The sequence below is a fragment of the Halomonas sp. LMYGS-3 genome, from assembly GCF_059509875.1.
The window spans coordinates 21,212-40,604 of the sequence record NZ_JCAKFQ010000003.1 but is presented as its reverse complement, the minus strand read 5'-3'; the positions used below and the strand labels follow the sequence as shown (position 1 = coordinate 40,604).

The 19,393-nt window shown below is 67.7% G+C and carries 17 protein-coding genes; 2 read left to right on the top strand and 15 right to left on the bottom strand.

What is annotated here, in order from left to right:
• Positions 1 to 68: 68 nt before the first annotated feature.
• The 11 genes from ahcY to osmF all read right to left on the bottom strand — a co-directional run bounded on the left by ahcY (position 69) and on the right by osmF (position 12,517).
• Positions 69 to 1,484: an adenosylhomocysteinase gene (ahcY, locus tag AC5W54_RS03775; RefSeq protein WP_495960733.1), complete on the bottom strand. Its 1,416-nt coding sequence runs from the start codon at positions 1,482 to 1,484 to the stop codon at positions 69 to 71.
• A 14-nt stretch (positions 1,485 to 1,498) separates the two neighbouring features.
• Complete coding sequence (gene metK, locus AC5W54_RS03770) at positions 1,499 to 2,662, bottom strand: methionine adenosyltransferase (RefSeq protein WP_495960732.1); 1,164 nt, start codon at positions 2,660 to 2,662, stop codon at positions 1,499 to 1,501.
• A 91-nt stretch (positions 2,663 to 2,753) separates the two neighbouring features.
• Positions 2,754 to 3,617: an SAM-dependent methyltransferase gene (locus tag AC5W54_RS03765; RefSeq protein ID WP_495960731.1), complete on the bottom strand. Its 864-nt coding sequence runs from the start codon at positions 3,615 to 3,617 to the stop codon at positions 2,754 to 2,756.
• 2 nt (positions 3,618 to 3,619) lie between these two features.
• Positions 3,620 to 4,429: a glycine/sarcosine N-methyltransferase gene (locus tag AC5W54_RS03760; protein ID WP_495960730.1), complete on the bottom strand. Its 810-nt coding sequence runs from the start codon at positions 4,427 to 4,429 to the stop codon at positions 3,620 to 3,622.
• A gap of 309 nt (positions 4,430 to 4,738) precedes the next feature.
• Entirely contained in the window at positions 4,739 to 6,295 is a 1,557-nt protein-coding gene (locus tag AC5W54_RS03755; RefSeq protein ID WP_495960729.1) for a dihydrolipoyllysine-residue acetyltransferase, read from the bottom strand.
• A 45-nt stretch (positions 6,296 to 6,340) separates the two neighbouring features.
• The gene (locus AC5W54_RS03750) at positions 6,341 to 7,318 is read right to left on the bottom strand and encodes an alpha-ketoacid dehydrogenase subunit beta (RefSeq protein WP_495960728.1); all 978 of its coding nucleotides are present in this window, start codon (positions 7,316 to 7,318) and stop codon (positions 6,341 to 6,343) included.
• Between the two features lies 1 nt (position 7,319).
• Entirely contained in the window at positions 7,320 to 8,534 is a 1,215-nt protein-coding gene (locus AC5W54_RS03745; RefSeq protein ID WP_495960727.1) for a thiamine pyrophosphate-dependent dehydrogenase E1 component subunit alpha, read from the bottom strand.
• Positions 8,535 to 8,741: 207 nt separating this feature from the next.
• The gene (locus AC5W54_RS03740; protein WP_495960726.1) at positions 8,742 to 9,497 is read right to left on the bottom strand and encodes an ABC transporter permease; all 756 of its coding nucleotides are present in this window, start codon (positions 9,495 to 9,497) and stop codon (positions 8,742 to 8,744) included.
• Positions 9,490 to 10,434 carry an ABC transporter ATP-binding protein gene (locus tag AC5W54_RS03735; RefSeq protein ID WP_495960725.1) on the bottom strand — a complete coding sequence of 315 codons (945 nt, stop codon included), beginning with the start codon at positions 10,432 to 10,434 and terminating at the stop codon, positions 9,490 to 9,492. The genes AC5W54_RS03740 and AC5W54_RS03735 overlap by 8 nt, the downstream gene beginning before the upstream one ends.
• The gene (locus AC5W54_RS03730) at positions 10,431 to 11,597 is read right to left on the bottom strand and encodes an ABC transporter permease (RefSeq protein ID WP_495960724.1); all 1,167 of its coding nucleotides are present in this window, start codon (positions 11,595 to 11,597) and stop codon (positions 10,431 to 10,433) included. Before AC5W54_RS03730 ends, AC5W54_RS03735 begins: the two co-directional genes overlap by 4 nt.
• 8 nt (positions 11,598 to 11,605) lie before the next feature.
• Positions 11,606 to 12,517 (bottom strand): glycine betaine ABC transporter substrate-binding protein OsmF, encoded by a 912-nt coding sequence (gene osmF / locus AC5W54_RS03725; protein ID WP_495960723.1) that lies wholly within the window; start codon positions 12,515 to 12,517, stop codon positions 11,606 to 11,608.
• Positions 12,518 to 12,594: 77 nt separating this feature from the next.
• On the opposite strand from osmF, the gene AC5W54_RS03720 reads away from it, so the two are divergent.
• Positions 12,595 to 13,629, top strand: coding sequence for a DUF1853 family protein (locus AC5W54_RS03720; RefSeq protein ID WP_495960722.1), 1,035 nt, complete (start codon positions 12,595 to 12,597; stop codon positions 13,627 to 13,629).
• Here AC5W54_RS03720 and AC5W54_RS03715 read toward each other — a convergent pair.
• From AC5W54_RS03715 to AC5W54_RS03700, 4 genes are all read right to left on the bottom strand, one after another.
• Positions 13,587 to 13,898, bottom strand: coding sequence for a helix-turn-helix transcriptional regulator (locus AC5W54_RS03715; protein ID WP_495960721.1), 312 nt, complete (start codon positions 13,896 to 13,898; stop codon positions 13,587 to 13,589). The genes AC5W54_RS03720 and AC5W54_RS03715 overlap by 43 nt on opposite strands.
• Positions 13,895 to 15,241: a type II toxin-antitoxin system HipA family toxin gene (locus tag AC5W54_RS03710; RefSeq protein WP_495960720.1), complete on the bottom strand. Its 1,347-nt coding sequence runs from the start codon at positions 15,239 to 15,241 to the stop codon at positions 13,895 to 13,897. Before AC5W54_RS03710 ends, AC5W54_RS03715 begins: the two co-directional genes overlap by 4 nt.
• A gap of 194 nt (positions 15,242 to 15,435) precedes the next feature.
• Positions 15,436 to 16,842: a cysteine--tRNA ligase gene (cysS, locus tag AC5W54_RS03705; protein ID WP_495960719.1), complete on the bottom strand. Its 1,407-nt coding sequence runs from the start codon at positions 16,840 to 16,842 to the stop codon at positions 15,436 to 15,438.
• Between the two features lies 1 nt (position 16,843).
• On the bottom strand, positions 16,844 to 18,556 hold the full coding sequence (locus tag AC5W54_RS03700) for a glutamine--tRNA ligase/YqeY domain fusion protein (protein ID WP_495960718.1): 1,713 nt from the start codon (positions 18,554 to 18,556) through the stop codon (positions 16,844 to 16,846).
• 287 nt (positions 18,557 to 18,843) lie between these two features.
• Here AC5W54_RS03700 and AC5W54_RS03695 point away from each other — a divergent pair, with 287 nt between their 5' ends.
• On the top strand, positions 18,844 to 19,350 hold the full coding sequence (locus tag AC5W54_RS03695) for a peptidylprolyl isomerase (RefSeq protein WP_495960717.1): 507 nt from the start codon (positions 18,844 to 18,846) through the stop codon (positions 19,348 to 19,350).
• The last annotated feature ends 43 nt before the right edge of the window (positions 19,351 to 19,393 follow it).

Below are 19,393 nucleotides of genomic sequence, written 5' to 3'. Positions count from 1 at the left end.
CCTCCACTGGCCGGGTTGACGCCGCCTCCGGGACGGCTGGCGAGCCTCGCCCGGAGGCTGGCACTGCCTCAGTAGCGGTAGTAGTCGGGCTTGAAGGGCCCGTCCACCGGCACACCGAGGTAACGCGCCTGGTCCTCGCGCAGGCGGGTGAGATGGGCCCCGATCTTCTCCAGGTGCAGCCGTGCCACCTCCTCGTCGAGGGACTTGGGCAGAACATGGACCGCCGTGCCGTACTCCCCGCGGTTGTGCAGCAGCGTCATCTGCGCCAGCACCTGGTTGGTGAAGCTGGCCGACATCACGAAGCTCGGGTGACCGGTGGCGCACCCCAGGTTCACCAGGCGTCCCTCGGCGAGCAGCAGCAGGCGCTTGCCGTCCGGGAAGGTGACGTGATCGACCTGCGGCTTGATGGTCTCCCACGGGTACTGGCGCAGGCTCGCCACGTCGATCTCGTTGTCGAAGTGGCCAATGTTGCAGACGATCGCCTCGTGCTTCATGGCCAGCATGTGGTCGTGGGTAATGACATGATAGTTGCCCGTGGCAGTGACGAAGATGTCCGCCTGGGGAGCGGCCTCCTCCATGGTCACCACGCGGTAGCCCTCCATGGCCGCCTGCAGGGCACAGATGGGATCGACCTCGGTGACCCAGACCGTGGCGCCGAGCGCCTTCAGGCTCTGGGCGCAACCCTTGCCCACGTCACCGTAACCGGCCACCACGGCGATCTTGCCGGCGACCATCACGTCGGTGGCACGCTTGATGCCATCCACCAGTGACTCCCGGCAGCCGTAGAGGTTGTCGAACTTGGACTTGGTCACCGAATCGTTGACGTTGATCGCCGGGAAGGGCAGCGTGCCCTGCTGCTCCATGGCGTAGAGGCGCTTGACGCCGGTGGTGGTCTCCTCGCTGACCCCGAGCAGCGCCTCCTGGATCCGGGTGTAGAAGCCGGGGCGCTCGCCAAGGCACCGGTGGATGGCGGCGAACAGGGCACGCTCCTCGTCGCTGCCGGGGTCGTCGAGTATCGCCGGGTCATGCTCCGCCCGGGCGCCCAGGGTCACGACGAGGGTGGCATCGCCGCCGTCGTCGAGGATCAGGTTGGGCTCGCCATCGGGCCACTCCAGGATGCGATGGGTGAACTCCCAGTACTCCTCCAGGCTCTCGCCCTTGTAGGCGAACACCGGCACGCCACGCTCGGCGATCGCCGCGGCGGCGTGATCCTGGGTCGAGTAGATGTTGCACGAGGCCCAGCGCACCTCGGCCCCGAGCGCGAGCAGGGTCTCGATCAGTACCGCGGTCTGAATGGTCATGTGCAGCGAGCCGGCGATGCGTGCACCGGCGAGCGGCTGCTCGGCCGCGTACTTCTCGCGCAGCGCCATCAGGCCGGGCATCTCGGTCTCGGCGATAGCGATTTCCTTGCGCCCCCAGGGCGCCAGGGCAGGATCGGCGATGGCGTGCTCCGTCTGCGCTTCAGCTTCGGCAATCGGGTTCATGATGTCACTCCGTCTTACAGCGTAGTGGCGGCCTCGCGCAACTGCTCGGCCTTGTCCGTACGCTCCCAGGTGAAGGTCTCCTCGGCACGCCCGAAATGGCCATACACCGCGGTGGGCCGGTAGATGGGACGCACCAGGTCGAGCATCTCGAGGATGCCGTACGGCCGCAGGTCGAAGAGCTCCCGCACCAGCTCCACCAGCCGCGCCTCGGCGACCTGGCCGGTGCCGAAGGTCTCGATGCTGATGGAGGTGGGATGGTCCACGCCAATGGCGTAGGAGAGCTGAATCTCGCACTTGTCGGCGAGCCCGGCGGCGACGATGTTCTTGGCCACGTAGCGACAGGCATAGGCCGCGGAGCGATCCACCTTGGAGGGATCCTTGCCCGAGAAGGCGCCCCCGCCATGGCGCGCCATGCCGCCGTAGGTGTCGACGATGATCTTGCGTCCGGTGAGCCCGCAGTCGCCCACCGGCCCGCCGATGACGAAATTGCCCGTGGGGTTGATGAAGTAGCGGGTGCGCTCGCCGAGCCACTCGGCGGGCAGCACCGGCTTGATGATCTCCTCCATTACCGCCTCCTCGAGGTCGGCCGGGGCGATGCTCGCGGCGTGCTGGGTGGAGAGCACCACGGTGTCCACCGCCACCGGCACCCCGTCCTCGTACACCAGGGTGACCTGGCTCTTGGCGTCCGGGCGCAGCCAGGGCAGGACGCCACGCCGCCGCACCTCGCTCTGGCGCTGCATCAGGCGGTGCGCGTAGGTGATGGGGGCCGGCATCAACACCTCGGTCTCGTTGCAGGCGTAACCGAACATCATGCCCTGGTCGCCGGCCCCCTGGGCTTCCTCGGACGCCCGATCCACCCCCTGGGCGATGTCGACGCTCTGCTTGCCGATGGCATTGAGCACGGCACAGGTCGCCCCGTCGAAGCCCACCTCGGCGCTGTCGTAGCCGATGTCGCAAACCGTGCGCCGGGTGAGCTCCTCGAGATCGACCCAGGCGGAGGTGGTGATCTCGCCGGCGATGATCACCATGCCGGTCTTGACCAGCGTCTCGCACGCCACCCGTGCCCGCGGGTCCTGCTCGATGATGGCGTCGAGCACGGCATCCGAGATCTGGTCGGCCACCTTGTCCGGGTGCCCTTCGCAAACCGACTCCGAAGTGAACAGATACTGTCTGGTCATGGTGTCCTCTCCGTCACAGGGTCCGGCCGTGGCATCAGGGATGACGCGGCGGCACTCACGAGGGTTCCGCGTGCCGATGACGCGGCTTGGGTCAGGCAGCGTCGCCCTGGGGCTTGTGGAACAGGAAGATCCCCCAGCGCAGGTGCCCCCTGTGTCCCCCGTCGACCCAGTGCTGCAGGCCCCGCTTCATACGCTCGATGTAGTCGCGGCTGACCGCACGCGCCACCTCGTCCTCGTGCTCGATGAGCAGGTCGCGGATTCGCCCGTAGTGGGTAGCGATCATCCCGGAGGCGTCATCGAAGCCCATCTCCTCGAGCCCGAGCACCTCGAGCGTCTCGCGGTAGAAGCCCGGCGAGCCCAGCGTGTCCAGGTGGATCCGCGCCAGGATCGGCTCCAGCACCTCCACCGGGCAGTCGTCGGCCTGCATCGGATCGGTGAAGATGAAGTGGCCGCCGGGTCGCAGCACCCGCACCGCCTCCTCCAGGACGCGCCGCCGGTCGCCGCTGTGCAGGATGGCATCCTGCGACCACACCACGTCGAAGGCGCTGTCCCCGAAGGGCAGCTCCTCGAAGCTGCCGTCGATGATCGTCACCAGTCGATCCACCCCCTGCTCGCGATTCATCCGGCGGCCGCGCTCGTTCTCGCGCTCGCTGATGTTGAGCGCCGTCACCCGGCAGCCGAACTCATGGGCCAGGAAACGCGCCGAGCCACCGTAGCCGGCACCGATGTCCAGGACCCGGGTATCGGCGCTCAGGTGCGGCAGGCGCCGGGCCATCTCGGCGATGGTGCGCCGGCTGGCATCGAAGACCGCTTCCCGGGGATGCCGGTAGAGTCCGACATGGATGTCCTCGCCGCCCCAGACCAGGGTGTAGAAGTTGTCGGCGTCGTCGCTGTTGTAGTAATCCCGCGCCGTCGCCACCGCCGTTGCATGAGCGCTGTTCATCATCTTGTTCATGGTCATGCCTCCCGATAGCGCTTGTGCGCCACGTGGATGAAGAAGTCCGGCTGCGTCTCCCGGTAGGTCTCCTGGAAGTCGCCATAGGTATCCACCCGCTGGAACCCCACCTCCTCCAGCAGCCGCCGGGTGTACGCCTTGCGCAGCGGAAACATGTTCAGGTGGTAGGTGGAATCGTCCGGAAAGGCATAGCGGAAACGGGCCAGCCCATTGTCCACGTACTCCGGGGAGACGGAGACATGGGTGCCGCAGTAGTAATAGGTGTGCCGAGTCGAATACCCCACGTCGAGGATGGCGTCATAGTTGCGCTGGTCGAGAATCAGCAAGCCATCGTGCTTGAGAGTGGCATAGAACTCGGCAAGCGCCTTGCGCCGGTCATGCTCGGAGAACAGGTGGGTGAAGGAGTTGCCCAGGCAGATGATCGCGTCGTAGTGGTCATGAATGTCGCGCGTGAGCCAGCGCCAGTCCACGTGCACGGTGCGCAGGATGTGGCCGTGGACGCAGCCGTTCTCGAAGGCCTTGGCCAGCATCTCGGGACTGCCGTCGGCGCTGACGACCTCGAAGCCCGCCTCGAGCAGCCGCACCGAATGGAAGCCCGTGCCGGTCGCCACGTCGAGCACGCGTCGCACGCCGTGCTCGCGCAGCATGTCGATGAAGAAGGCTCCTTCGCTGCGGGCCCGGCTTTCCCAGTCGATCAGCTCGTCCCATTTGTTGACGAAGCCCTCGATGTACTCCCGCTGATAGTGGCTCGTCTCGCGACAGGCCAGGGGGTCCTCCCCGAAGTCCTGGTGGTGCTTGACTGTTAGCTTCATGCAACGCCCCTCCTGTGAACCGGGAAGGCCGGCACTGCTTCGCAGGCACACTGGACCTCGACCATCCCGACGAATGCGCCGTGGCGTGCGTGTTGGTGTACTCGGTATCGGTTGCCGACGCGCCCCCGCGCACGGGGCCCTGTCAATCGGGACCGAACAGGGAGCGATGCCGTCGCAAATAGAAAGATAGACGTCGTCAAAGGATAAGCAAGAAAGTAGACTTCGTATTTCCGAGACAGGGCCAGAGGGACGGGAGGGGCCCTGCCTCGGCACCTTGCGCCCGTGGTCGGCCCCGGGCGCAAGGCAGGTTCAGCCCAGATGCAGGAGCATGGTCTCCGGCGACTCGAGATAGCCCTTCCAGGCGTTGCAGAAGCGCGCGATGGTGCCGCCGTCGATGAGGCGATGATCGCCCGCCCAGGTGACGGTCATGATCGCCCGCCGCGTCACGTCGCCGTGCGCGTCGAAGCGCGGCAGCCACTGGCTCTTGCCGATCGCGACGATCGCCACCTCGGGTGCATTGATGATCGGCGCGGCATAGGTGCCACCCAGCGCCCCGATGTTGGAAATGCTGATGGTTCCGCCCTTGAGGTCGGATGCCGCCACCCGCCCTTCCCGGGCATCGCCGGTCAGACGCTGGATCTCGCGGGCCACGTCGAGCAGGGTGCGACGCTCCACGCCCTTGACGTTGGGCACGATCAGCCCCGAGCGACTGTCCACCGCCATGCCGATGTTGACCGACGGCTGGTAGTGGATCTCGCTGACGTCGTCGTTCAGCTGCGCGTTGAGGATCGGCTCCTCGCGCACCGCCAGGGCCATGGCCTTCATGAAGAAGGGCATCAGCGTCAGGCGCGTGCCCTGGGCCTCGGCGCTGGGCTTCAACCGCTCGCGCAGCGCCAGCAGCTCGGTGACGTCGATCTCCTCGCCATACTGGAAGTGGGGAATGGTCGTGGCCGCCTCCACCATGCGACGCGCCATCACGGCGCGGACGCCACGCAGCGGCTCGACCCGGACCTCCCCGGTCACCGGCCCCTCGCGGGCGCCCTCGTCGGCCGCCGGGCGCCCCGCTTCGGTGGTTTCCGGCCGGCGCCGATCGGGACCGCCCGCGTCGAGCACGCGCAGCACATCCTCCTTGAGTACGCGACCGTCCTTGCCGGACCCCGGCACCGACTCCAGCGCCAGGCCGTGCTCGCGCAGCAGGCGGCGCACGGCGGGGCTGGCGGGAATCCGCCCATAGGGCCCACGCCCCCCGGTGGCGACCGGTGCCACCGCCGGCGCCGGACGCTCGGTCGCCGCGGATGGCCTGGCCTCGGCCTCCTCGGCCTCCTCGGCCTGGGCCGGCACATAGGCGAACAGCGGGGCGTGGACCTTGGCGATCTCGCCCTTGGGCACATGGAGCTTGCTGATCGTGCCCGCCTCGGGGGCGGTGATCTCCACCATGGCCTTGTCGGTCATGACGTCGACCAGCGGCTGATCCTCCTCGATGGCGTCGCCCTCGGCCACGCGCCACTCGACCACCTCGCACTCGACGATGCCCTCGCCGATGTCAGGCAGGATAAACTCCTTGGCGGCGGCCGCGGGCGGTGCCGTGGTCGCCGCCTCCCCGACGGCCGGCGGCGCTACGCCCGCCTCGTCTTCGCTCTCGTAGGCGAACAGCGGCTCGTGCACCTTGGCGATCTCGCCCTTGGGCACATAGAGCCGCGTGATCCGCCCCGCCTCCGGGGCGGTGATCTCCACCAGCGCCTTGTCGGTCATCACCTCGACCACGGGCTGGTCCTCCTCGATGGCGTCGCCCTCGGCGACCCGCCACTCGACCACCTCGCATTCCACGATACCTTCGCCGATATCGGGCAGCATGAAGTCACTCATCTCGTCCTCTCCTGTCCTGGCTCTCGCCTGTGCTGATAGCGGCCGTCAGTAGGCCAGGGTGGCCTTGATCGCCTCGAAGATCTTCAGGTGGTCCGGCAGGTACTCCTTCTCCAGGGTCAGCGGGAAGGGCGTATCCAGGCCGGTCACCCGGGCAATGGGCGACTCCAGGTACAGGAAGCAGCGCTCGGCGACGGTGGCCGCGATCTCGCCGGCGAAGCCGCCGGTGAGCGGCGCCTCGTGGGTGATCACCAGGCGGCCGGTCTTGAGCACCGACTCGACCACGGTATCCTCGTCCCAGGGCAGGATCGCGCGCAGGTCGATCACCTCGCAGGAGATACCCTCCTTCTCGGCGAGCGCGACGGCGCGATCGATCACCTCCATCTGCGCCCCCCAGCCGAGCACGGTGATATCGGCGCCCTCCTTGGTCACCTCGGCCTCGCCGATGGGCAGCTGGTAGTCCTCCTCGGGCACCTCGCCGGTGGCGGCACGGTAGAGCCGCTTGGGCTCGAAGAACAGCACCGGGTCCGGGTCGCGGATCGCCGCCAGCAGCAGGCCCTTGGCCTGGTAGGGATTGCGTGGCACCACGATCTTGAGACCCGGCGTGTGGGCGAAGTAGGCCTCGGGTGACTGGGAGTGGTAGTGCCCCCCCGAGATGCCGCCGCCATAGGGGGCGCGGATGGTCAGGCCGCCGACGTTGAACAGGTCCCCGGAGCGGTAGCGGAACTTGGCGGTCTCGTTGACGATCTGGTCGAAGGCCGGAAAGATGTAGTCGGCGAACTGGATCTCGGCCACCGGCACCGACCCCTGGGCGGCCAGGCCATTGGCGAAGCCGATGATCCCCTGCTCCACCAGCGGGGTATTGAAACAGCGCGCCTTGCCGTACTTCTCCTGCAGGTGGCTGGTGGCACGGAAGACGCCGCCGAAGAAGCCCACGTCCTCGCCGAAGCAGATCACCTTCTCGTCCTCGGCCATGGCGATGTCCAGGGCGTTGTTGATCGCCTGCAGCATGTTCATGTTCGGCATCTCACTCCCCTCCCTTGGCGGCTGCATCATCGCCGACGACCACGTCGGGGTCGAGTGACCGTGCCCCTCGCGGATAGGCGTCCGGGTACTTGCGGATATGGGTCTTGAGATGATCGAGCTGGCGCTGCAGTGCCGGGGTGACGTCGGCATAGACGTCGGTGACCAGGCTGTCGAGCGGCGGCGGCGGGCGCTTCTCGGCACGCTTCATGGTCTCCAGCACCTCGCGGCGCAGGCGCTCCTGGAGCGCCTTCTCCTCGTCCTCGCTCCACCACTCCCGGCCGCTCAGCCAGCGCTGCATGCGCAGGATGGGATCCTTCTCGCGCCAGGCCTCCTCCTCCTTTCGCGAGCGATAGCCGGAGGGGTCGTCCGACGAGGAGTGGGCCGCCAGGCGATAGGTCATGGCCTCGATCAGCACCGGCTGGTTGTGCTCGACGGCGAGGCGACGCGCCTCGCGGGTGGCCTGGTAGACCGCCAGGATGTCGTTGCCGTCGACGCGGATCACGTGCATGCGATAGCCGAAGGCCCGCGGCGCCACGCCGTCGGCGGCGAACTGCTCGACGGCGGGGGTGGAGATGGCGTAGCCGTTGTTGCGGCAGAAGAAGATCACCGGGACCTTGTGCACCGCCGCCATGTTGAGGGCGGCGTGGAAGTCGCCCTCCGAGGCCGCCCCCTCGCCGAAGAACACCGTGGTGCAGTGGCCGTCGCCGGCCAGCTTCTGGCCATAGGCGTAGCCGGTCGCCTGGGGAATCTGGGTGGCCAGCGGCGAGGAGATGGTCATGTAGTGGAGCTTGCGCGACCCGTAGTGGATCGGCATCTGGCGCCCCTTGCCGTAGTCCAGCTCGTTGCCGAACAGCTGGTTCATGAACTCGTCGAAGGTGAAGCCGCGGTAGGCCAGCGCGCCCTGCTCGCGGTACTGGGCCATGATCATGTCGGCGTCGTCCAGCGCCGCCGTGGCCCCGATCACCGCGGCCTCCTCCCCGGTACACTGCATGTAGAAGGAGAGCCGCCCCTGGCGCTGGGCGGCCATCATGCGCTCGTCGAGCACCCGGGTGAAGACCATCGCGTGATAGATGCGGCGTGCCTTGTCGCGATCCAGCTCGGGCGGCTCGGCGCCCTCGAACAGGGTGCCGTCCTGCTGCAACAGGCGAAAGGTGGGGATCGTGAACTCGTCGCCGGCCAGGAAGTCCGGCGAATGGATGTCTTGTGTGGTTGTCATCGTCCTGATCCTTGGGTGGTGGCAGGAGCTCAACCGCCCCTCGTGAGGGCAGTGTCATCTCTAATGTAGCCAGGCGCCAGAGGTTTGCTCCAGCGCACCGCCAACGTCTGACAGTTGACGTTAACGTAAGATTGCCATCAAACGCCCCCATCTTGCCAGCCCTGAGGCAAATTCCAAGCGAAAACACTGCCGTCGTCGATATTTGCCCTAGCGCTCGCTGCGCAGCAGGCGTTCGAAGGCACTGTCGACGGTGAGCGCCAGCAGCCCGATCAACAGCGCGCCCTGGACGATGTAGGCGGTATTGCCGTTGACGATGCCGGAGATGATGGGATCGCCGAGGTTACTCGCCCCCACGGTCGCCCCGAGAGCAGCGGTGGCGATGTTGATGGTCACCGAGGTCCGCACCCCGGCCAGGATCACCGGCGCGGCCAGCGGCAGCTCCACCTGCCGCAGCACCTGCCGCCGGCTCATGCCCATGCCGCGGGCCGCCTCGTGGACCGACGGGTCGATGCCCTGGAGCCCGGCCAGGCCGTTGCGGACGATGGGCAGCAGGCCATAGAGCACCAGAGCGACGATGATCGGCAGGGTGCCGAAGCCGAGCACCGGTACCGCCAGGGCCAGCACCGCCACCGGCGGAAAGGTCTGGCCCATGGAGGCGAGCTGGGCCACCAGCGGCAGAAAGTCACGACCGAACGGGCGCGTGACCAGCACCGCCGCCCCTACCCCGGCCAGTGCCGCCAGCAGCGAGGCCACTCCGACCACCAACAGGTGACGACCGAGCAGCGTCAGGAACTCGGTACGCCGATAGATCACCTCGCGCGAGTCCGGTTCGAGCCAGCGGAACCCGGCCTCCAGTTCGCCCATGCCAAGGCTCGCCAGCAGCAGCAGACCGAGCCACACGAGGGGCAGTCGCCAGCGCCGCAGCCCGGCGGCGAGACCCGACATCAGTGCCGCCTCACTCATGCTGCCGGGCCCCCACCAGGCGCCGCAGCGACAACTCCCCCACCGCCATGTCCTCGTCGTCGACCACCGTGAGCCGCTCGGCATGCTCACGGAACATCACCGCCAGTGCCTGGCGCAGGGTGGCCTCGCGGTGCACCCGCGCCCTGGAGATCAACCGCGGCGAGAGCGGCAGCATCCGCTCGGCGACCCGGGTCAACGCCGCCTCCTTGAGGCCACGATCATCGCCCCCCAGCAACGAGGCGACGAAGTCGTCCGCGGGTTCGCGCAACAGGTCGAGCGGGGCTCCCTGCTGGACGATGCGTCCGGCGTCCATCACCACCAGTCGATCGGCCAGGCGCAACGCCTCGTCCATGTCATGGGTGACGAAGACGATGGTCTTGTGCAGCCGCGACTGGAGCGCGCGCAGTTCCTCCTGCAGCGTGTCCCGGGTGATGGGATCCAGCGCGCCGAAGGGCTCGTCCATCAGCAGGATCTCGGGGTCGGCCGCCAGGGCACGGGCGACACCGACGCGCTGGGCCTGGCCGCCGGAGAGCTGGTGGGGATACTTGTCGGCGAAGCTCTCCATCGGCAGGCCCAGCAGCGTCATCAGTTCCTCGATCCGTGACTGGATCCTGGCCCGGGGCCATTTCAGCAGGCGCGGCACCAGGCCGATGTTGCGGGCCACCGTCCAGTGGGGAAAGAGGCCGGTGCTCTGGATGACGTAACCGATGCGTCGACGCAGGGTCTGTTCGTCGAAGTCGCGGACCGGCTGGCCATCGAGATGGATTTCGCCCTCGCTGTGCTCGAGCAGGCGGTTGATCATGCGCAGGGTGGTCGACTTGCCGCAGCCGGAGGTGCCCACCAGGGCACAGAGTTCGCCCCGCTCGACACGCAGCGAGATGCCATCCACGGCGGACTCGTTACCGAAACGCTTGGTCACGCCGAACAGTTCGATCATCTCGCCCCTCCCGGGTGCAGTCGTGCGGTCAGGGCCCCCAGCAAGGCATCGGCCACCAGCGCCATCAAGAGGATCGGCAGGGCCCCCAGCAGCACCAGGTCCATGGCCGCCTGCCCCAGCCCCTGGAAGATGAAGCGGCCCAGCCCACCGGCACCGATCAGGGCCGCCACGGCCGTGAGGCCGATGGCCTGCACCGTGGTGATGCGCAGCCCCTCGAGCATCACCGGCAAGGCCAGGGGCAGGCGGACCTGCAGGAATACCTGGTACCGGCTCATGCCCATGCCCCGGGCCGACTCGATCACCGCCGGGTCCACCCCCTCCAGGGCCACGCAGGTGTTGCGCACCATGGGCAGCAGGCTGTAGCCGACCAGGGCAAGGAAGGCCGGCGCCCAGCCGATCCCCCGCACACCGAGTGCCGCCAACCACTCGACATTGGCCGCCAGCCAGGCCAGCGGCGCCAGCAGCAGACCGAACAGGGCCAGGCTGGGGATGGTCTGCAGGAAGTTGAGCATGCCGAAGCCGGCCTTCTGCAGACCGGCATGGCGGCGCATGGCGAGCGCCAGGGCGACCCCGAGCAACAGGCTCGCGCCCACCGCCGCCCCGACCAGGGCAAGGTGGTACAGCACGGCCTCGGCGAACTGGTCGCTGCGCCCCCGATACTCCTGCAGCAGCGCCAGGGGCGTCAGCCAGGATGACAGGGCGAACCACCAGGCGAACAGCACCGGCAGCAGCAAGGCCCAGCCCGCGAGCCGCGGCAGGGTCAGGCGGGAGCGCAGCTCGATCAGGGCCAGCAGCAGCAGGAACAGCACCACCCAGAAGGCGGGACCGAGGCCCAGCCGCGCCTGGGGCAGCGCCGGGTCGACGAGATACAGCGCGGCGAGGCCCAGCCAGGCCGGCATCGCCATCAACAGCAGCACGACCAGGGCCAGGGCGACTCGCAGCCGTCTCGTCGTCGGTCGCCAGGCGAGGGCCACCACCGCCACTAGCGGCAGGCCGGCGGCGAATGCGCCGGCCCAGCCGATCACTTCATGGGCGCGAAAGCCGGTACCGGGCACGATGCGGTTGGGCGCCACGCTGACCCCATCCAGCCCCAGCCAGGCGGCCAGGACGACCAGCATCAGCAGCGGCAATACCCGGTTGGGGCGTGGCGCCTCCCTGCGCATGCCGACGTTCAATCGTCCAGGTCGTCGAGGAAGTCCGCCGCCACCTGACGGGGATCGAGGCCGTTGACCGCCACGTCACCGTTGAGCCGCTGCAGGGTCGCGAGGTCCAGGGCCGCGAAGACCGGCGCCAGCAGCGTCTCGATCTCGGGGTAGACCGCGAGCACCTCTTCGCGCACCACCGGGGCGGGCTGGTAGACCGGCTGCACGCCCAGGGTATCCTCCAGCACCACCAGGCCCAGTGCCCCGAGACCGCCGTCGGTGCCGTACGTCATCGCCGCGTTGACGCCGCTGGTCTGCTGGGCAGCGGCACGCATGGTAGCCGCGGTGTTGCCGCCGGAGAGCACCAGCAGCTGCTGTTCGGAGAGCGCGAAGCCATAGGCTTGCTGGAAGGCGGGCAGAGCCTGCTCGGACTCGACGAACTCGGCACTGGCGGCGAACTTGAACTCGCCCCCATCGGCCAGGTAATCGGCCAGGTCCTCGAGGGTCGCGAGGCCGTGCTCCCGGGCCAGATCGCCACGCACGCTCATCGCCCAGGTATTGTTGGCATTGGCCGGGGTCAGCCACACCAGGCCGTTGTCGGCGTCGCGCTCGCGCACCGTCTCGAAGGCCCGCTCGGCATCGTGCCAGACGTCGCTGTCGGTCATGTCGAAGAAGAAGGCCCCGTTCCCGGTGTACTCCGGGTAGAGATCGATCTCGCCGGCCAGCAGCGCCTCGCGCACGATGCTGGTGCCCCCCAGTTGCAGGCGATCCTGGACCTCGATACCACCGGCCTCGAGGCGCTGCAGGATCAGTTGACCCAGCACCGAGCCTTCGGTATCGATCTTCGAGGAGACCACGACCGGCTCATCGGCGTGGACCGCGGATAGCGTCAGCAGGGTGCCGGTGGCCAGTGCGGCGAGTCCGTTCAGGGTGCGGTTCATGCGTACCACCCGTATGCTGGTGAATGTAGCCAGAGTATAAGGCCTGTATAGCTTGGCTGTCAGACAGCGGACTCAACGTGAAAGACTCGACCATGATCCCGCCGCCCCACGACCTCCTCGATCGCTGCCACGCCCCGCTGGTGCGGGACCTGGCCTGGATCCTGCTGGCACCGGACCTGCTCGACATGCCCTGGCGCGGGCGGCCGACCCGCGACGAGCTGGGGCTCGCCGACGACGCGGCCCTGGCCGGTTGGCTCGATGCGCTGGAGGCGAATCCCGAGGCGCTGACACGCCGCATCGGCGAGTCGCTCAGGGGCCGCATGGGCCTCTACCATGAATGCCTCTGGCAGTTCCTGCTGGAAACCGCGCCGGATACCCGACTGCTGGCCCACAACCTGCGCATCCACCGCGACAAGGTGACGCTGGGCGAACTCGACCTGCTCTATCGCTACCGCGAGGATCCGACCCCGGTCCACCTGGAAGTCGCCATCAAGTTCTACCTCGGCCTGCCGGAGGGGCCCGGCGCCCCCGACGACCAGTCGCGCTGGATCGGTCCCGGCGGTGCCGACAGCCTCGCCACCAAGCGCGAGCACCTGCACCGGCATCAATTGCGGCTGACCGAGACCCTCGAGGCCCGGGAGGCCATCCGCGCCCTGATGCTGCCCGACATGTCCGGCACCAGCCGGGCACCGGCCCTCCACCGGCGGCTGGCCATCCCCGGGGTGCTCTTCTATCCCTGGCACGCCCCCCTGCCTCCGCCGCGAGAGGCTACCGACGACCACCTGCGTGGCACCTGGTTGTTCTGGCACCACTGGCGACGCTTCCGCGACGGCCTGTCGCGCGGCACCCGCGGCGCCTGGCTGCACAAGCCCCACTGGTTCGCCCTGCCCCGCCCCGAGGCCCTGCTGCCGCTGCGGACCCTCGAGTCGCAGCTGGCGGAGCACTTCGGCCGCACCGCCTCGCCGGTGCAGGTCGCGCTGCACCACCCCAAGGCCGGCTGGCGGCGCCTCTTCCTGGTCGACGACGACTGGCCCCGCCAGATCCCGCTGCCGCCACTGCCCGTTAACGGCTACGCTTCCTCCTCCAACGCCCTGCGCAGCAGTGACGGCTGACGGGGCAGCAGGCCGACGCGCAGCCCGAGAGGCCGGTAGACCCGGTTCATCACCGCCACCGAGACATTGCCCTTGTCGCCTTCCATGTCCGACAGGGTCCGGCGACTGACGCCCACCAACCTGGCGTACTCTTCCTGCGAAAGGCCCAGTACCTCACGCCGCAGCGTGCTCAGCAGCCGTCCCTCGCTGATCTCGCCGGCGAGCAGCCGGCGCACCAGCGCCAGCAGCCTCGCTTCCCGGTCCTCGCTTGCCGACTTCGAGCGGTTCATGACAGCCCCCAACGTTCCAGGCGCGCCTCCAGCGTCTTCAGCCCCACCGCCGGCATCGTCAGGATACGGTCCGGCACGCCCCTCTCCCTCAGCCGCCCGTCCAGCCCGACGAGCCCCCCGGCCAGGGCACGGAGTTCGTGCATCAGGCGTTCGGCGGGTACCAGGTCGGCCAGCGCCTCGGCAATGGCCCGCCAATCGAACTCCCCCCCCTCTTCGAAGGGCGCCCCCCAGCGGGTCGTCCGCGTCACGCCTTCGGGATCCGCCTTCATGGGAGCGAAGTCGAAGACCGGGGATAGCCAGATACCGTCGGGGCGCTTGAGCAACACCGTATTGCGGCCGTGATTGTCCGAGTTCCCGAAGGCCACGTTGAGCAGGTCGCGCTTGACCCACTCGGTGACGAAGCCTTCCCGGTCGAAGGGCTCACCGAGTTCAACCACCCGGTACTGGGCCTCGAGGCGTGCCACGAGATGACGAATGACCCGGAAATGATCCAGGTGGGTGCCCGGTGCGACTCCCAGCAGGGAGTAGACCGACTCCAGGCCATGGCGCACCAGCTTGTCCTCGCGCCACGCCACGTCGAAGCGTGGCAGCCACAGCGACGGATAGCGCTCGCCTTCCATCAGTCGCATCGCCGACGTCTCGATGGTATCGACACCCAGCGTCGCCAGTTCCTGATAGTAGTGATACTCGGCACGCAGGATGTCGCAATCGTCGCGGCTGCGGCGCCTCCGGGGAAACTTCACCAGCAGGTGTTCATCGGGCTGGCGGGGATCATCCTGCCAGGTATCGATCCAGACCCGGTCGTCCGGACCGCACCGCAGCAGCAGCTTGGGGGCCTCGCCGCCGGCCCCCGTGGCCCCCCCGCTGGCGGCGCCCATCTGCTGGGCATACTCCAGGAAATCGGCATGCCGCTCGACCACGCTATTCAGGTCGAAGCGCTGCTCACGCAACCGAGAGCCGGCCGGTGCCGGGGGTATCGCCTCCTTGATCCGCAGATTGCCGACCGGCGCAATGGTGCCGCGGGCCAGTAGCTCAGTGTCCTGTCGACCTACCGGCATGTCCTGAAGACCGAGATGCGCGATCCAGAAGCGACGACTGGCCCCGGCCGGCATGATGTCTTCCAGGAAGCCGAACCAGCGCGGCTCCTGGTGCGTCATCATCAACTCCACGGGCAGCGCCAGGCTGCAGGCATGCTCATCGTCCCGAAACATCCAGCTCAACGCATGATCCTGCAGGTATGCCAGTCTGGCCGGCCCCCGCACCCCCTGGTCCGGCGCCGGCAGTTCCAGCACGGCGGCATCCCGCCACTCATGGGCCAGGTGGATCTGAATGGTCAGTCGCATGGAGGCCCCTTTTGAGAGCTATTTTGCTCAAAGCTTAGCAGAAGGCCGCCATGATGAGAAAAATATCGCTCAAAAAAGGGAGGTATCATCATGGATGTGCAGAATACTGCGCACCGTGATACGAACGCCCATGCAAGACGCCCGGCCACCGAGAGGCGGACCGGGCGTCATGCTGCGGTCGGACGGAAACGACGTCAGGCGTCGGGCTTCTCCAGCACCCAGGTCGTGCCCTCGCGGGAATCCTTGAGCACGATGCCGAGTGCGGCCAGCTCGTCGCGGATGGCGTCGGCGGCGGCGTAGTCCCTGGCCTGCTTGGCTTCGGCACGGGCCGCGATCTTCGCCTCGATCTCGGTCTCGGGGAGCGGCAGATCCCCCGTCCCGCCCTTGAGGAAAGCCGCCGGGTCCTGGGTGAGCAGCCCGAGGATGCCACCCAGGCGGCGGAGTTCGCGGACCAGCGCCGGCGCCTGCTCGGGGGCCTCCTTCTTCGTCCGGTTGAGCTCACGGGTCAGGTCGAAGAGCACCGAGAGCGCCTCCGCCGTATTGAAGTCGTCGTCCATGGCGGCGACGAAGCGCTCGGTAAAGCGCGAATCCACCTCGCCCGTGGCGGCATCGGCGCCCTCCGGCGCCACGCCGTCGAGGGCATTGTAGAAGCGCTCCAGCGACTTGCGCGCCTCCGAGAGCGACTCCGGCGCATAGTTGATCGGGCTGCGGTAGTGGCTCGCCACCAGCAGGTAGCGCACCACCTCCGGGTCGTGCACCTCGAGCACCTCGCGGATGGTGAAGAAGTTGCCCAGCGACTTGGACATCTTCTCCTGGTCCACCCGCACCGCCCCGGCGTGCATCCAGGTGTTGACGTAGGGCTTGCCGGTGGCCGCCTCGCTCTGGGCGATCTCGTTCTCGTGGTGGGGGAAGGTCAGGTCCGGCCCGCCGCCGTGGATGTCGAAGGTCTCGCCGAGGCAGCAGGTCGACATCGCCGAGCACTCGATGTGCCAGCCCGGACGCCCCTCGCCCCAGGGCGACGGCCAGCTCGCCTCCCCCGGCTTGGCCGCCTTCCACAGCACGAAATCGAGCGGATCCTCCTTGTGCTCGTCGACCTCGACCCGGGCGCCGGCGCGCATCTCGTCGAGGTCACGGTTGTTGAGCTTGCCGTAGCCCGCGAACCGGCGCACCCGGTAGTAGACGTCGCCGTTGTCCGCCGCATAGGCGTAGCCCTTGTCGATCAGCGTCTCGATCATGGCGACGATCTCGCCGATATGGCCGGTGGCGCGGGGCTCGCGATCCGGGCGCAGCACGAACAGGCGCGCCTCGTCCTCGTGCATGGCATCGATCATGCGCGTGGTGAGCGAATCGATCGACTCGCCGTTCTCGTCGGCGCGCTTGAGGATCTTGTCGTCGATGTCGGTGATGTTGCGCACATAGGTGACATCGAAGCCGCGCCAGCGCAGGTAGCGGGTAATGACGTCGAAGGCCACCATCACCCGGGCGTGACCCAGGTGGCAGTAGTCGTAGACGGTCATGCCGCAGACGTACATGCGGATCCGGCCCGGTTCGATGGGCGTGAAGGCTTCCTTGCGGCGCGTGAGCGTGTTGTAGATCTGCATGTCACCCCTTCTTCTGGCCTTGCTCTTTCTTCTCGGCTTCTTGCTTCTGAACCTTGGCCCAGCTGTCCTTCAGCCCCACGGTGCGGTTGAACACCAGCGCCTCGCCCCGGCTGGCATGGCGGTCGGCACAGAAGTAGCCCACCCGCTCGAACTGGAAACGCGACTCGGGGTCGGCATCGGCCAGGCTCGGCTCGCCGATCGCCCGGCACACCACCAGCGACTCGGGGTTGAGGTGGTCGAGGAAGTCGGCATCCTTGTCCTTGTCGGGCTGCTCGACCTGGAAGAGGTTGTCGTAGAGGCGCACCTCCATGGGCACGCCATGGGCGGCGCTGACCCAGTGGATCACGCCCTTCACCTTGCGGCCTTCGGGGTTTTTGCCCAGGGTGTCGAAGTCCACCGAGCAGTGAAGCGCCTCGATCTCGCCGGCCGCGTTCTTGATCACCTCGTCGCAGCGGATGACATAGCTGTTGCGCAGGCGCACCTCCTGGCCCGGCGCCAGGCGGAAGAACTTCCTGGGCGGCGCCTCCATGAAGTCGTCCCGATCGATGTACAGCTCCCGGGTCAACGGAACCCGGCGCACGGCCATGTCGTCGCGGGCCGGGTGGCCGGGTACCTCGTAGACCTCCTCGAAGTCTTCGGCCACGTTGGTCAGCACCACCTTGAGGGGCTTGAGCACGGCCATGGCGCGCGGGGCGTTGTCCTCGAGATCCGAGCGGATGGCGTGGTAGAGCATGGCGATATCCACCAGGCCGCCGTCGGCGCGCGTCACGCCGATCATCTCGCAGAACCTGCGGATCGATGCCGGGGTATAACCGCGGCGGCGCATGCCGGAGATCGTCGGCAGGCGCGGGTCGTCCCAGCCGTCGACGATGCCCTCGTCCACCAGCAGCTTGAGCTTGCGCTTGGAGGTCAGGGTGTAGTTGAGGTTGAGCCGGGCGAACTCGATCTGGCGCGGGATCACCGGCACCGGCAGGTTGTCGAGGAACCACTCGTAGAGCGGGCGGTGGTCCTCGAACTCCAGGGTACAGATCGAGTGGGTCACGCCCTCGATGGCATCCGACTGGCCGTGGGTGAAGTCATAGGAGGGATAGATCTTCCACTTGTCGCCGGTCTGGTGATGGTGGGCATGGCGGATCCGGTAGAGGATCGGGTCGCGCAGGTTGATGTTCGGCGCCGCCATGTCGATCTTCGCCCGCAGCACCTTTTCGCCCTCGGCGAACTCGCCGACGCGCATGCGCTCGAGCAGGTCGAGGTTCTCGGCGGCACTGCGCTCGCGGTAGGGGCTGGGGCGCCCCGGCTCGGTGAGGGTGCCGCGGTATTCACGGATCTCCTCGGGCGACAGGTCGTCGACATAGGCCTTGCCCTCGCGCACCAGGTGCTGGGCCCAGGCGTAGAGCTGGTCGAAGTAGTCGGAGGCGAAGCGTACCGGCCCGGCCCACTCGAACCCCAGCCAGGCGACGTCCTCCTTGATGGCATCGATGTAGGCCTGCTCCTCCTTCGCCGGGTTGGTGTCGTCGAAGCGCAGGTGACAGTCACCACCGAACTGCTCGGCGAGCCCGAAATTCAGGCAGATCGACTTGGCGTGGCCGATGTGCAGGAAGCCATTGGGCTCCGGCGGGAAGCGGGTCACGATCTTGCCGGTTCGCCCGGCTTCGATCTCCTCGCGGATCTGGTGACGGATGAAGTTCGGCGCGCTGGTGGTATCGGTGGTCATGTTGAGAAGAACAGCCTCTGGTTGAAGGTGCGGGCCTGGCGGCATGAGCGATGACGACGCGTCTCTGAGAGGGGCGCCGGGGGCAGGCCGAAGAGGAGGTCCTACGCCAGGGATGGCGTCGGTAGCGCCCAGGGAAGGGTTCACAGCGCCTCCTCGCAGGCCTGCCGCCGGATCAGCCCCGAGCGATGCTGCCGCTCGCTTCGCGCATCGAAGCAAAACCGGTATTATAGCGCCACGCCCATGGGCAACGCCAAGGCAACGCCCCTTTATCGTACAGGAACTTATCGATGATCATTCTGCAGACCAATTTCGGTGACATCACCATCGCCCTGAACCGCGAGAAGGCACCGAAGACCGCAGCCAATTTCGAGCAGTACGTGCGCGACGGGCACTACGACAACACTCTCTTCCACCGCGTGATCGACGGCTTCATGATCCAGGGCGGCGGCTTCGACACCGACTTCAACCAGAAGCCGACCCGCGACCCGATCGAGAACGAGGCCGACAACGGCCTGGTCAACGCCACCGGGACCCTGGCCATGGCGCGCACCCAGGACCCCCACTCGGCCACCGCCCAGTTCTTCATCAACGTGGGCGACAACGACTTCCTCAACCACAGCGGCAAGTCGATCCAGGGCTGGGGCTACTGCGTGTTCGGCGAAGTGGTCGAGGGTATGGATGTGGTCGAGAAGATCAAGGCCGTGCCCACTACCCGGCGCGGCATGCACGCCGACGTGCCCACCGACGACGTCATCATCCAGCGCGCCTATTTCAAGGACGAGGCCGACGCCTGAGCCTTGTCGCCGTCCCGCCGCACGCCCGCCTCCCGCGGGCGTG

What these genes read in the sequence shown, in the direction of transcription:
- AC5W54_RS03715 (WP_495960721.1), bottom strand. Translation starts at nt 13,898, where the DNA reads ATGAACCGCTCGAAGTCGGCAAGCGAGGACCGGGAAGCGAGGCTGCTG.
- AC5W54_RS03700 (WP_495960718.1), bottom strand. Translation starts at nt 18,556, where the DNA reads ATGACCACCGATACCACCAGCGCGCCGAACTTCATCCGTCACCAGATC.
- AC5W54_RS03740 (WP_495960726.1), bottom strand. Translation starts at nt 9,497, where the DNA reads ATGAGTGAGGCGGCACTGATGTCGGGTCTCGCCGCCGGGCTGCGGCGC.
- AC5W54_RS03730 (WP_495960724.1), bottom strand. Translation starts at nt 11,597, where the DNA reads ATGCGCAGGGAGGCGCCACGCCCCAACCGGGTATTGCCGCTGCTGATG.
- AC5W54_RS03695 (WP_495960717.1), top strand. Translation starts at nt 18,844, where the DNA reads ATGATCATTCTGCAGACCAATTTCGGTGACATCACCATCGCCCTGAAC.
- AC5W54_RS03735 (WP_495960725.1), bottom strand. Translation starts at nt 10,434, where the DNA reads ATGATCGAACTGTTCGGCGTGACCAAGCGTTTCGGTAACGAGTCCGCC.
- cysS (WP_495960719.1), bottom strand. Translation starts at nt 16,842, where the DNA reads ATGCAGATCTACAACACGCTCACGCGCCGCAAGGAAGCCTTCACGCCC.
- AC5W54_RS03760 (WP_495960730.1), bottom strand. Translation starts at nt 4,429, where the DNA reads ATGAAGCTAACAGTCAAGCACCACCAGGACTTCGGGGAGGACCCCCTG.
- AC5W54_RS03745 (WP_495960727.1), bottom strand. Translation starts at nt 8,534, where the DNA reads ATGACAACCACACAAGACATCCATTCGCCGGACTTCCTGGCCGGCGAC.
- AC5W54_RS03750 (WP_495960728.1), bottom strand. Translation starts at nt 7,318, where the DNA reads ATGCCGAACATGAACATGCTGCAGGCGATCAACAACGCCCTGGACATC.
- AC5W54_RS03755 (WP_495960729.1), bottom strand. Translation starts at nt 6,295, where the DNA reads ATGAGTGACTTCATGCTGCCCGATATCGGCGAAGGTATCGTGGAATGC.
- osmF (WP_495960723.1), bottom strand. Translation starts at nt 12,517, where the DNA reads ATGAACCGCACCCTGAACGGACTCGCCGCACTGGCCACCGGCACCCTG.
- ahcY (WP_495960733.1), bottom strand. Translation starts at nt 1,484, where the DNA reads ATGAACCCGATTGCCGAAGCTGAAGCGCAGACGGAGCACGCCATCGCC.
- AC5W54_RS03765 (WP_495960731.1), bottom strand. Translation starts at nt 3,617, where the DNA reads ATGAACAAGATGATGAACAGCGCTCATGCAACGGCGGTGGCGACGGCG.
- AC5W54_RS03710 (WP_495960720.1), bottom strand. Translation starts at nt 15,241, where the DNA reads ATGCGACTGACCATTCAGATCCACCTGGCCCATGAGTGGCGGGATGCC.
- metK (WP_495960732.1), bottom strand. Translation starts at nt 2,662, where the DNA reads ATGACCAGACAGTATCTGTTCACTTCGGAGTCGGTTTGCGAAGGGCAC.